The organism is Streptacidiphilus sp. P02-A3a (genome assembly GCF_014084105.1).
In the GTDB taxonomy this organism is placed as follows: Bacteria; Actinomycetota; Actinomycetes; order Streptomycetales; family Streptomycetaceae; genus Streptacidiphilus.
In genome coordinates this window covers 1,758,154-1,770,281 of record NZ_CP048289.1, presented here as the reverse complement: position 1 = coordinate 1,770,281, position 12,128 = coordinate 1,758,154, and the positions used below count along the sequence as shown (strand labels likewise).

Sequence of the window (12,128 nt, the reverse complement as noted above, 5' to 3'; positions counted from 1 at the left end):
CCCCACTGATCGTCATCCACCGCCTCCCCGGCGGTGGGTGACGATCAGTCATTTTCGGAGTCAGTGGCCTGCGGTGTAGCGGGTCGGCGGCCGGCCCACCACGGCGGTGAAGTCACGGCTGAGATGGGCCTGGTCGGCGTAGCCGAGTTCGGCGGCGAGCAGCGGCCAGTCCACCGCACCGGCGTCCGCGAGCAGCGCGGCCTGCTGCAACCGGAACCGGCGCAGCACCCACTTCGGGCCGACCCCGACGTACTCGGCGAACAGCCGCTGCAGGGTGCGCACCGAGACCTCGCAGCGCGCGGCGAGCTGCTCGACCCGGACGATGCCGTGGTCGGCGGCGGCCAGGTCGACCATGGCGGTGACCTCGGCCACCCTGGGGTCGGCCGCGGGCCGCCGGGCCAGCAGGAAGGCGTCGGCGAGCGCGGCCATCCCCGGGAGGCTGTCCAGGGCCAGGATCCCGCGGTTCGTCCCGGCGACGGCCTCCCCGAAGACCTCGGCGGCGGGCAGCACCCGGTCCGCCAGCTCCTGTACCGGGCCGCCCCAGAACGGGCGGAAGCCGCCGGGTCGGAACTTGATCCCGAGTACCTGTCCCCGGCCCTCCAGCCGCCGGACGAACAGGCCCCGGTCGACCCCGTACACCCTGGCCTCGGGCTGCTCGAAGACCAGGTGCAGCTGCGGATGCGCGAGCACCTGCTGTTCGCGCGGGGGCAGGCCGCGCAGGTCCCAGCGGACGTTCCAGTAGCACTCCACCAGCGTGTCCAGCTCCGGCGTCGGCCGGACCCGGTCGAGCGTGAAGAGCCCGCCCGTGCCCGACGGGCGCAGCACCCCGCGCGGCGGGCCCAGCCCGCTGCCGTCGTCGTCCGTGGTACCGGTCATCGTCCCGCTGGGTGTCCACTCGTGTCGGGTCGCTGTCGCGTTTCTTCAAGACCATCGGAGCCGGGGCTCCTAGCGTGGCCCTATGACGAACATCCTCCCGCAACTCACCGCCGCTGCCGCACAGGCCGCACGGGTCGCCCGCGCGGTCACCCCGGCCCAGCTGACCGACCCCACCCCAGCCGCTGAATGGAATGTCCAGGCCCTGGCCAATCACCTGGTGCTGTGGACCGGCTACAACTTCGAGCTGCGCGCCCGGGGTGAGACGGTCTCCGAGGAGTTGCAGCGGCGCGACTTCGCCGCCTCCCCCGACTGGGCCGAGGACTACGCCGCGCGGCTCGACCTGGCGCTGGCGGCCTGGGCCGACCCGGCGGCGTGGACCGGGGACCTCAAGGTGGGCGACGCGTCCATGCCGGCCGCGACCGTCGCCGCGCTGAACCTGCTGGAGCTGGTGCTGCACGGCTGGGAGCTGGCGGCGGCCACCGGCCAGGCGTTCGCGCCCGACGACTCGGTGGCGGAGACGGCGCTGGGCCTGGTCGAGGAGTACGCCGGGATGTACCGCTCGTTCCCCGGCGGTTTCGCCGAGGCGCTGCCGGTCGCCGCGGACGCCCCGGCCTTCGAGCGGGCGCTGGCACTGTCCGGCCGCGACCCGCGCTGGACGCGCCGCTGACCGCGGCACCGGGCGACCGGGGCGGGGGCCGACCCCCGCCCCGGTGCGGGCGCTACTTCTTCTTGTCCGCGGGGGCGTCGGCGTCGGTGGACAGCGCGGCGATGAAGGCCTCCTGCGGGACCTCGACCCGGCCGACCATCTTCATCCGCTTCTTGCCCTCCTTCTGCTTCTCCAGCAGCTTCCGCTTACGCGAGATGTCACCGCCGTAGCACTTGGCGAGGACGTCCTTGCGGATGGCGCGCACGGTCTCGCGGGCGATCACCCGCGAGCCGATCGCGGCCTGGATCGGCACCTCGAACTGCTGGCGCGGGATCAGCTTCTGGAGCTTCCCGGCCATCATCACGCCGTAGTTGTAGGCCTTGTCCTTGTGGACCACGGCCGAGAAGGCGTCCACCGCGTCGCCGTGCAGCAGGATGTCGACCTTGACCAGGTCGGCGGACTGCTCGCCGATCGGCTCGTAGTCGAAGGAGCCGTAGCCGCGGGTCTTGGACTTCAGCATGTCGAAGAAGTCGAAGACGATCTCGGCCAGCGGCAGCGTGTAGCGCAGCTCCACCCGGTCCTCGGACAGGTAGTCCATGCCCTGGAGCGCGCCGCGGCGGCCCTGGCAGAGCTCCATGATCGCGCCGACGAACTCGTTGGGCGCCAGGATGGTGCCGCGCACCACCGGCTCGTACACCTCGCTGATCTTGCCGCCGGGGAACTCGCTGGGGTTGGTCACGCTGATCTCGGTGCCGTCCTCCATCACCACCCGGTAGACCACGTTGGGCGCGGTGGAGATCAGGTCCAGGTTGAACTCGCGCTCCAGCCGCTCCCGGATGATCTCCAGGTGCAGCAGCCCGAGGAAGCCGCAGCGGAAGCCGAAGCCCAGGGCGACCGAGGTCTCCGGCTCGTAGACCAGCGCGGCGTCGTTCAGCTGTAGCTTGTCCAGCGCGTCGCGGAGCAGCGGGTAGTCGCTGCCGTCCAGCGGGTACAGGCCGGAGAAGACCATCGGCAGCGGGTCCTTGTAGCCGCCCAGCGCCTCGGTCGCGCCGTGGTGCAGCGAGGTGATGGTGTCACCGACCTTGGACTGCCGGACGTCCTTCACCCCGGTGATGATGTAGCCGACCTCGCCGACCCCGAGGCCGTCGGCGACCTTGGGCTCCGGCGAGATGACACCGATCTCCAGCAGCTCGTGGGCCGCGCCGGTGGACATCATGGTGATCCGCTCGCGCTTGGTCAGCTCGCCGTCGACCACACGGACGTAGGTGACCACGCCGCGGTAGGTGTCGTAGACCGAGTCGAAGATCATCGCGCGGGCCGGGGCGTCCTTGACGCCGACCGGGGCCGGGACCCGCTGGACCACCGCGTCCAGGATCGCCTCCACGCCGAGGCCGCTCTTGGCGCTGGCGAGCAGCACGTCCTCGGGCTCGCAGCCGATGATCCGGGCCAGCTCCTCGGAGTACTTCTCCGGCTGCGCGGCCGGGAGGTCGATCTTGTTGAGCACCGGGATGATGGTGAGGTCGTTCTCCAGCGCCAGGTACAGGTTCGCCAGCGTCTGCGCCTCGATGCCCTGGGCCGCGTCCACCACCAGCAGCGTGCCCTCGCAGGCCGCCAGCGACCGGGACACCTCGTAGGTGAAGTCGACGTGGCCGGGGGTGTCGATCATGTTCAGGATGTGCGTCGTGCCCTGCGCGTCGCCGCTCAGCGGCGCCCACGGCAGTCGCACCGCCTGCGACTTGATGGTGATGCCGCGCTCGCGCTCGATGTCCATCCGGTCGAGGTACTGCGCGCGCATCATCCGGGGGTCGACCACACCGGTGATCTGAAGCATCCGGTCGGCAAGCGTGGACTTGCCGTGGTCGATGTGGGCGATGATGCAGAAGTTGCGGATCAGCGCCGGGTCGGTGCGGCTGGGCTCCGGAACGTTGACGGGGATGGCGGGCACGCAGGATCCAATGGTGTCGAGTGGAGGAGCAGGGCGGAGGTCGTCGCGGGGTGTTCCCCGACTATCGTCCCACGAGCGGGCACCCGGCCGCTCAGAGCCACCGCCAACGCCCCCGGGCGCGGCCCGGACCCCGTTTCGCCGGACGCCGCCCGGATGTCGCCCGGGCCGCTACTCGGCTGCCGGGGCCAGGGCGTCCGAGGCGCCGGCGCCGGCCCGGACGGCCAGCGCCCAGCCGATCAGCGGGGCCTGCAACGGCAGTCGGCCCAGCGCGATCGCCCGCTTCACCCGGGAGGCCTGCCGCCAGTCGTAGGCCATCTGCACGTTCGCCGGGAACACCGCCGTGAACAGTCCGGCGGCGGCCAGCCCGCCCAGCCGCCGGGTCGCGGGCAGCGCGACCGCCGCGGCCACCGCCAGCTCGGCGGCGCCGCTGGCCTTCGTCCAGCCCCGGGGACTGCCCGGGAGCACCTTGGGCACCAGCGCGTCGAACGGCTTCGGCACGGCGAAGTGCAGCGCCCCCATTCCGGCCAGGATCCCGGACAGCACCAGGGCGGAGCGGGGGCCGGAGACGGCAGCGCGGGCGCGACGAACAGCAGCGGTCATGACCGCCACACTGGCACACCGGTCCGCAGTGCGCGAAGAGTCCCGGGAAATCCGCAGCTCGACGGCGTGGGGGAACGGCCTTCCGGCATGATCACTGCCCATGATCCTCGAATCCGCCCGCCTCGACGTCCTGCCCGGCCAGGAGGACGCCTTCCTCGCCGCCTTCGCGCAGGCCCGCCCGCTGATCTCGGTCCAGCCCGGCTTCGTCTCGCTGCGGCTGCTCCGCTGCCTCGACCCGGGCGGCGAGTCGCGGTTCCTGCTCCAGGTCGAGTGGGAGCGGCTGGAGGATCACACCGAGGGCTTCCGGCGGTCCGCCGAGTACCAGCGCTGGCGGGAGCTGCTGCACCACTTCTACTCGCCGTTCCCGCTGGTCGAGCACTTCGGCTCGGACGGTTTGGGCTAGGCGCGGCCCCCCTGCTAGCCTGGACCACCGTGTCTGCGATCCCGCATGCCCACTGACCGCGAGGTCGGCGGCCTGCCCGGGGCAGCGGACGCCAACCCTGTTCCAATACTTCAGACTGAGGCTCATTCGTGGCGAACATCAAGTCCCAGATCAAGCGCATCAAGACCAACGAGAAGGCTCGTCAGCGCAACAAGGCTGTCAAGTCCTCGCTGAAGACCGCCGTCCGCAAGGCCCGTGAGGCCATGGAGGCCGGCGACGTCGAGAAGGCCGTCGCGCTGACCCGCGAGGCCAACAAGAAGCTCGACAAGGCCGCCAGCAAGGGCGTCATCCACAAGAACCAGGCTGCCAACAAGAAGTCGGCGCTCGCCGCGCGGGCTGCCGGGCTCCAGGGCTGATCTGCTTTCCCGGTCGCGCTTGACGACGACCACCGCCGGAACGGGAACGCGGTCCCTCTCAACCGCACCGCTCCGGCCCCGCCCAGCAGGTCCGGCCCTCTACCCGGACAGCTGAGCACGCTTTCTCGCACCGCACGCGGCCTGCGTTCGCCACGCGGGTGCGGTGCCTCTCAGTACGAAGAGAACTCCTGGTCACCGACCAGATCGATACGGCCCGCCCGGTCCCCACTGGGCGGGCCGTTCCCGTACCACGTGCTGGAACGGCCCGGTCAGCGTTGCGAGCGGGCCGCGCGGGAGACCGTGACCACGCACTGCTCCAGGGCGTAGGCGGGGTCGCCGGAGCCGCCCTTGACGGCGGCGTCGGCCTCGGCGATCGCGCGCAGCGCCACGGCCACGCCGTCGCCGCTCCAGCCGCGCAGCTGCTGGCGGACCCGGTCGATCTTCCACGGCGGCATTCCCAGCTCGCGCGCCAGGTCGCCGGGGCGGAGCCCGCGGTCGGCGGTGGCGACCCGGCCGATGGCCCGGACGCCCGACGCCAGCGCGAAGACGATGCCGGTCGGCTTCTCGCCCACCGCCAGCGCCCAGCGCAGCTGGCCCAGCGCCTCGGCGGTGCGGCCGGTCACCGCCAGGTCGGCGACCTGGAAGCCGGAGGACTCGGCCCGGCCGGTGTAGTAGCGGGCGACGACGGTCTCGTCGATGGTGCCCTCGGTGTCGGCGGCCAACTGGCTGCAGGCCGAGGCGAGCTCGCGCAGGTCGCTGCCGACCGCGTCCAGCAGCGCGGTACAGGCGTCCTCGGTCGCGGAGCGGCCGGTGACCCGGAACTCGGCGCGGACGAACGCCAGCTTCTCGGCGGGCTTGCTGAGCTTGGGGCAGACGACCTCGCGGGCACCCGCCTTCTTCGCCGCGTCGAGCAGCCCCTTGCCCTTGGCCCCGCCCGCGTGCACCAGCACCAGCATCACCTCGGGGGCCGGATCGTCCAGGTAGGACTTGATCTCCTTGACGGTGTCGGCGGCGAGGTCCTGCGCGGCCCTGACGATGATCACCTTGCGCTCGGAGAACAGCGAGGGGCTGGTCAGCTCGCTGAGCATGCCCGGCTGAAGCGCCCCGGGCTGGAGGTCGCGGACGTCGGTGTCGGGGTCGGCCTGCCGGGCCGCCGAGGTGGTCTGCGCCACGGCACGGTCGAGCAGGAGCTCCTCCTGGCCGACGACGAGCGTCAGCGGGGAGAGCGGGTCGTCGCTGGGTTTCCTGGCCATCGCCGTCAGCCTAGTGGCTGCCACCGACAAGCCCGCTCCCCCGCCGGTCGCTCAGCCGCGGGTCGGGGTCACTCCAGCCAGCCGTCGTACTCCGCCGCGAGGGTGCTCAGCGCGGGGCGGGTGAGGCTGTCGGGCAGCGGCTGCTGGAGGACGACCAGCCACTGGGCGTCCTCGGCGTCGTCCTCGCCCGCGAGCGCCTCGCGGTGCAGCTCCGGTTCCGGCAGGTCGGGGTACCGCTCCCCGAGTTCTTCGGCGACGGCCTCGGCTGCGTCGCGGTCGGGTAGGACGATCACATAGGAGTCTTCATCATGCACTGCGCCATTATCGGGGGTTGGTCGCCGTGGCCAGACGGCCCCCCTCGTCAGTGACCGCGATCTCCCCGTCGGTGTCGGTCCGCAGCACCGTGGCGCCCACCGAGCGGAGCAGGTCCAGGGTCGAACGGGCGGGGTGGCCATAGGAGTTGCCCAGGCCCACCGAGATCAGCGCGAGCCGGGGCGCGAGCGCCCGGATCAGGTCGGCGTCCTGCTTGGCCGAGCCGTGGTGGGCGACCTTGAGCACGTCCAGGTGGCGCAGCCCGGGGAACGCCGACAGGTGCTCCAGCAGCCGGGACTGGGCGGGCGGCTCCAGGTCGCCGAGGAAGGCCATCCGCAGCCCGGGCGCGGTGACCAGCAGCGACACGCTGGCGTTGTTCGGCCCCGGGGTGTCCGGCCCGAGCGGCCCGTCCGGCCAGAGCACCTGCCAGTGCAGCTGACCCAGGCTGCGGCGCTCCCCCGGGACGGCCCGTACCAGCGGCACCCCGGCCGCGGCGGCCCAGCGCCGGACCCGCGCCGTCTCCCCCTGCGGATCGGCGTCGGTCGTGGTCTCGATCGCCCCGACCGCCCGGCCGTCCAGCACCCCCGGCAGGCCCTCGACGTGGTCCGCGTGCTCGTGGGTCAACAGCAGCAGCGGAATCCGGGTGATCCCCAGCGTCCGCAGGCAGCGGTCGACCGCGTGCGGATCCGGGCCGGTGTCGATCACCAGCGCCGTCCCGGCGTCGGTGCCCGGGGACAGCACCAGCGCGTCGCCCTGCCCCACGTCGCAGACCACCACCCGCCAGTGCGGCGGCGGCCAGCCGGTGACCAGGCGGGTGAGCGGAGCCGGCCGCAGCAGCACCGCGACCAGGACCAGCGCCAGTGCCACCGCCACGAAGCGGTAGCGGAGCACCGGCAGGCAGGCGACCACGGCGCAGGTGACCGCCGCCAGCAGCAGCGCGCCGACCCAGCCGCCGGGCCAGCCGACCTCGGCCCCCGGGATCGCCGCGGCCCAGCGGGCCAGGTCGGCGATCCAGGCCGTGGGCACCGAGCCCAGCCTGGCCAGCGGCGTCGCCGCGGCCAGGGACAGTGGTGCGGCGGCGAGCGCGGCGAAGCCCAGCAGGGTGGCCGGTGCCACCGCCACCTCGGCGAGCAGGTTGCAGGGGATCGCGACCAGGCTGATCTGGGCTGCCTTCAGCACCAGCAGCGGCCCGCAGAGCGCCTGCGCCGCCGCCGCGCAGGCGGCGGCCTCGGCCAGGTGCGGCGGCCAGCCGCGCCGGACCAGGGCCCTCGCCCAGCGCGGTCCCAGGGTCAGCAGCCCGGCGGTGACCAGCGCGGACAGGGCGAAGCCGTAGGACCGGGCCAGCCAGGGGTCGAGCAGCATCAGCAGCAGGGTGGCCCCGGCCAGGGCCGCGAGCGGCGCCGTGCGGCGGCCGGTGGCCAGCGCCAGCAGCATGATCAGGCCGGTCGCGGCGGCCCGCAGCACGCTCGGGTCGGGGCGGCAGAGCAGTACGAACCCGAGCGTGCAGGCCACCCCGAGCAGCGCGGTGACCCGCAGCGGCAGGCCCAGCCGGGCGGCGACCCCGCCGCGCTCCGGGGTCCGCGAGCGGGCGGCGGCGCCGAGCAGCAGCACCATCAGCACCGAGAGGTTGGAGCCGGAGACGGAGGTGATGTGCACCAGGTCGGTGGTCAGGAACGCCTGCTGCAGATCCGGCGGCATCCGGCTGGTGTCCCCGTCGACCAGGCCCGGGAGCAGCCCCCGGGGATCCGGGTCGAGCGGGTCGCAGGCACGGCGGAGCCCCGCCCGCAGCGCCCCGGCGACGCGTTGCCCGAACGAGGGGCCCGCGACGATCCGGGGCGGCCCCCGGGTGAACAGCACGGCGGCGATGTCGCCGCCGCCCTCCGCCGCGCCCAGCCTGGCCTCGACCCGGAGCCTGGTCGACGGCAGCAACCCCAGCCAGGGCTGCCCGCCCCGCACCTGCTCCCGGCCCTGTCCCTGGTCCCGGCCCTGTCCCTGGTCCCGGCCCTGGTCCCGGCCCTGGTCCTGCGCGAGCACGGTGACGGGCGTGCGGGTGGCCACCCAGCCGCGCCCCCGGCCGGTCCCGGCGACCGCCACCTGGTCCACGGTCGCCCGCAGCAGCACGTAGCTCCTGGCGGCCGGTCCGCCCCCGGCCTCGCGCGGATCGGAGGTGACGGTCAACTCGACGTCGGCGGTGGCCCGCCGAGCGGCGAGCCCGGGGATCGGCCCCCGGTGCAGATCGGCGGTGGCCAGCGTGGTGGCCACCGCCGCCGCGGCGGCGCTCAGCAGCAGCCCGGCGAGGGGCCGGGCGAGCCCGCGCGGCGGGGAGGCCCGGAGCCGGGACGCCCGGGGCGCGGAGGCGCGGTGGCGGACCAGGAGCAGGGCGGCGGCGGACAGGACGGCGGCGGCCGCGAAACCGAGCAGCCACGGGCTCGCGACCACCCCCGCGCCGAGGGCGATCGCGGCAGTGCCCCAGGCGGCGACGGCCGGACCGACCAGCCGGAGATCCTGCGGCGGCCGCTGCCCCGGCACGGCCGGGCCCCGGCCGGGCCTGGACGCCCGCGGTGACGGGTCGTCCCGCCCTGGTTGCCTTGCCATCTGCTGCCCCCTCTCAGGGCCGCAGCACGGCCTTGAGGTCCTGGAGTCTTCGCTCCCCGAATCCGCTGACATGGCGGAGTTGCTCCACCGACTGGAAACCGCCGTGCTGTTCGCGGTACCGGATGATCCGCTGGGCCAGCACCGGGCCCACCCCCGGCAGCGCGTCCAGTTGCGGGGCGGTAGCGCTGTTCAGGCTGAGCGGCGCGGCGGGAGGCGCGCCACCGGACCCGGTCGGCGGACCGGCCACACCGCTCACGCCGACCACGACCTCCTCACCGTCGCCCAGCGGACGGGCGAGGTTGAGCCCGGTCAGGTCCGTCCCCGGCAGCGGGCCGCCCGCGGCCTGGAGCGCGTCCTGCACCCTCGCCCCCTGCGGCAGGGTCCGCAGCCCCGGCGTCCGTACCTTCCCGGCGACGTCCACCACCAGGTTGCCGGTCGCGGACGGGCCCGGCGCGGGACCTGGAGCGGGACCTGGAGCGGGAGCAGCGGCGGGGCCCGGAGCGGGGCCCGCGCTGGGCTCCGGGGCGGACGACGGCGTGGCGGCCCCGACCGTCGGCCCCGGATCGAGCGCCGCCGCCACGCCGGACAGCGCCGTACCGTCGGCCACCGGCACGGCGACGGGTTCGGGACGCCCGGCCCAGAAGTGCTGCACCCCGTATCCGAGGGCCAGCACGAGCAGCACCGACAGACCGGCCAGCGCCCGCCGGTCGAGGTCGAGCCGTTCCTGGACCGCCAACGGCAGCCGCGCCAGCAGCCCGCGCCGGCGCGCCGACCGCTCACTCGCGGGCTGCTGCCCGCTCCCAGCGGCCAGTGAGACTGGGGGTGCGGCTGGGAGCGCGGCTGGGGGTGGCGGCCCCAGCTCCACCGGGTCCGGCTCCAGTGAGGCCGGATCAGGCCAGGCCGGGCCCGGCAGGACCGGCGGCAGCTGGGCCTGGCCCGGTGGCGCGGACCCGGGCGGCGCGGGACTGGGCCGCGGCGGGTCGTCGCCACCAGCGTCGGCGGCGGCGACGGGCGGCGGCGTGGCACGGGCCTGGGTGAGGTGGGCCGGGGTGAGGTGGGCCTGGGTGGGGTCGGGGCGAGGCTGCGGGTGGGGCGGGGTGAGCAGGGTGGTCATCCGGCGGCGGACCAGGGTGTCCGGGGTGCGGCGGGAGGGGGTGATCGCGGTTCTCATGCCGCTGACGCTAGACCTCGCCCAGGCCGCCCGAACGGCGTCGACGGCCCGCTGTGGACAACCAGGGGGGTGTGGAAAACCCCGCCACCCGGAAGGGTGACTACCAGGGCGAGACGACGACGGCGAGCAGCCCCGGACCCACGTGCGCGCCGATCACCGCGCCCACCTCGCCCACGTACAGCTGCCGCAGCCCCGGGATGCGCTCCCGCAGCCGCTCCGCGATCGCCTCGGCCCGCTCCGCCGCCACCAGGTGGTGCACGGTGACGTCGACCTCGGCCGTCCCGGCCTGCTGGATCGCGATCTCCTCCAGCCGGGCGATGGCCCGGCTGGACGTGCGGACCTTCTCCAGGGGCTGGATCCGGCCGTCCTCCAGGTGCAGCAGCGGTTTGACCGCCAGCGCGGAGCCGAGCAGCGCCCGGGCCGAGCCGATCCGACCGCCGCGGCGCAGGTACTCCAAGGTGTCCACGTAGAAGAAGCCGGTGGTGGCCGCCGCCCGCTTCTCGGCCGCCGCGGCCACCTCGTCCAGGGTGCCGCCCGCCTGCGCGGTCTCGGCGGCCGTCAGCACGCAGTAGCCGAGCGCCATCGCGACCATGCGGGTGTCCACCACCCGCACCGGCAGCGGGGCCTCCTGGGCGGCCAGCACCGCGGCCTCGTAGGTGCCGGAGAACTCCGCCGAGAGGTGCAGCGAGACCACCGCCTCGGCGCCCCGGGCGGCGGCCTCCCGGTAGGCGGCGGCGAAGGCCTCCGGGTTGGGCCGGGAGGTGGTCACCCGGACCCGGCGCTGGAGCGCCGCGGCGACGTCGGCCGGGGAGACGTCGCCGCCCTCGGACAGCACCTCGTCGCCCACGACCACGCTCAGCGGCACCACGTCGATCCCGAACCGGGCGATCGCCTCACCAGGGAGGTAGGCCGTGGAGTCGGTGACGATGGCGACGCGCATGACCGGGAGATTACCCTCCGCAGCCGGGGAGGGACAGGGGAACGGGACCGCACCGCTCCGCCCCCACCTGCGTCGGCGTCCCCCGGGCCGGGCGCGGTCACCCCCAAGCGGGCCGGGCGCGGTCACCGCAGGCGCCGGGCGCGGCGGTGGGACCCGAGGCGTCCCACCGGCCGGGTCAGCCGGTGGGGGCGTCCCGGCGGGTGCCGCGCAGCCGGGCGCGGACCGGGGCGGGCTGGTCCAGCGGCGGGGTGTACCCCGGCGGCGGGGGCGTCGACGGGGTCCAGTGGCGCAGGGCTCCCGCCTCCGCCTGGCACTCCTCGCTCAGACCGGCCAGGTCCTCGTCGGCGAAGCGGTGCTGCCGGTCCTGCGCGGCCCAGCGCAGGGACGAGGCCGAGTGGACGATCCGGTCGGCGCGTTCGCGGACTCCGGCCAGCTCGCCCTCGACCCGCTTCTGGTCGGGTTCGCGTTCCAGCTGCCGCAGCTTGGCGTCCAGGTCGTCGGCGTGCGCGTCGAGCCGGGCGAGCAGTTTCAGCGCCTCGGCCAGCTGCGGGTCGGTGTCCGCGCCGGGCTCCAGCACCCGGCGGGAGGCGCTGAGTGCGGTGCGCACCTCGCCCCGTATCCCGGCGACCTTGCCGTGCGGGCCGCCCCGGGTCAGCGAGCGGGCCTTGATCGCGACGTCCTCGGCCGCCCGGCGGGCCTGCGGCGCGGCCCGGCGCAGCGCGCGGCGGGTCTTGACCACCGCCAGTGAGATGACCCCGACGACCGCCCCCAGGAAAAGCACGATGATGCCCAACACGGCGGCGAGTGCTTCCACGACCGGTCTCCTCCCCGCTGGCGGTGCCTGACAGTGAACCTGGATGTCCCCCCACGGTAGCCCCGTGGGGGGACATCCACTGTCCCTTCCGGTCACCGGGAGGGACAGTTCAGGGGAAGGTCAGGGTCTCCCCGAGGGGGAGCCCCGAGAGGGAGCCCCGAGAGGGAGCCCCGACCGG

12 protein-coding genes are annotated in these 12,128 nt (G+C 74.5%); 3 read left to right on the top strand and 9 right to left on the bottom strand.

The features are described from left to right. Positions 1 to 60 precede the first annotated feature (60 nt). Complete coding sequence (locus GXP74_RS08070) at positions 61 to 876, bottom strand: AraC family transcriptional regulator (protein WP_182450707.1); 816 nt, start codon at positions 874 to 876, stop codon at positions 61 to 63. 82 nt (positions 877 to 958) lie between these two features. Between GXP74_RS08070 and GXP74_RS08065 the strand changes: the two genes are divergently transcribed. Continuing rightward, a complete protein-coding gene (locus GXP74_RS08065) occupies positions 959 to 1,543 on the top strand; it encodes a TIGR03086 family metal-binding protein (protein ID WP_182450706.1) in 585 nt (194 codons plus the stop codon). Between the two features lie 52 nt (positions 1,544 to 1,595). On the opposite strand, the gene lepA is transcribed toward GXP74_RS08065, so the two are convergent. Continuing rightward, positions 1,596 to 3,467 (bottom strand): translation elongation factor 4, encoded by a 1,872-nt coding sequence (gene lepA / locus GXP74_RS08060; RefSeq protein WP_182450705.1) that lies wholly within the window; start codon positions 3,465 to 3,467, stop codon positions 1,596 to 1,598. A gap of 168 nt (positions 3,468 to 3,635) precedes the next feature. Next, on the bottom strand, positions 3,636 to 4,067 hold the full coding sequence (locus GXP74_RS08055; RefSeq protein ID WP_182450704.1) for a hypothetical protein: 432 nt from the start codon (positions 4,065 to 4,067) through the stop codon (positions 3,636 to 3,638). Between the two features lie 100 nt (positions 4,068 to 4,167). Here GXP74_RS08055 and GXP74_RS08050 point away from each other — a divergent pair, with 100 nt between their 5' ends. Beyond that, entirely contained in the window at positions 4,168 to 4,470 is a 303-nt protein-coding gene (locus tag GXP74_RS08050) for an antibiotic biosynthesis monooxygenase (protein WP_182450703.1), read from the top strand. A 128-nt stretch (positions 4,471 to 4,598) separates the two neighbouring features. Then, positions 4,599 to 4,865 carry a 30S ribosomal protein S20 gene (gene rpsT / locus GXP74_RS08045; protein WP_182450702.1) on the top strand — a complete coding sequence of 89 codons (267 nt, stop codon included), beginning with the start codon at positions 4,599 to 4,601 and terminating at the stop codon, positions 4,863 to 4,865. Positions 4,866 to 5,134: 269 nt separating this feature from the next. On the opposite strand, the gene holA is transcribed toward rpsT, so the two are convergent. From holA to GXP74_RS08015, 6 genes are all read right to left on the bottom strand, one after another. Beyond that, on the bottom strand, positions 5,135 to 6,118 hold the full coding sequence (holA, locus tag GXP74_RS08040; protein ID WP_182450701.1) for a DNA polymerase III subunit delta: 984 nt from the start codon (positions 6,116 to 6,118) through the stop codon (positions 5,135 to 5,137). Between the two features lie 68 nt (positions 6,119 to 6,186). Further along, positions 6,187 to 6,432 (bottom strand): hypothetical protein, encoded by a 246-nt coding sequence (locus GXP74_RS08035; RefSeq protein WP_182450700.1) that lies wholly within the window; start codon positions 6,430 to 6,432, stop codon positions 6,187 to 6,189. Between the two features lie 7 nt (positions 6,433 to 6,439). Next, entirely contained in the window at positions 6,440 to 9,025 is a 2,586-nt protein-coding gene (locus GXP74_RS08030; RefSeq protein WP_182450699.1) for a ComEC/Rec2 family competence protein, read from the bottom strand. A gap of 13 nt (positions 9,026 to 9,038) precedes the next feature. Then, positions 9,039 to 10,196, bottom strand: coding sequence for a ComEA family DNA-binding protein (locus GXP74_RS08025; RefSeq protein ID WP_225447786.1), 1,158 nt, complete (start codon positions 10,194 to 10,196; stop codon positions 9,039 to 9,041). A gap of 100 nt (positions 10,197 to 10,296) precedes the next feature. Then, positions 10,297 to 11,136, bottom strand: a complete 840-nt coding sequence (locus GXP74_RS08020) for a DegV family protein (RefSeq protein ID WP_182450698.1) — start codon at positions 11,134 to 11,136, stop codon at positions 10,297 to 10,299. A 175-nt stretch (positions 11,137 to 11,311) separates the two neighbouring features. Further along, the gene (locus GXP74_RS08015; protein WP_182450697.1) at positions 11,312 to 11,950 is read right to left on the bottom strand and encodes a hypothetical protein; all 639 of its coding nucleotides are present in this window, start codon (positions 11,948 to 11,950) and stop codon (positions 11,312 to 11,314) included. Positions 11,951 to 12,128: the final 178 nt, after the last annotated feature.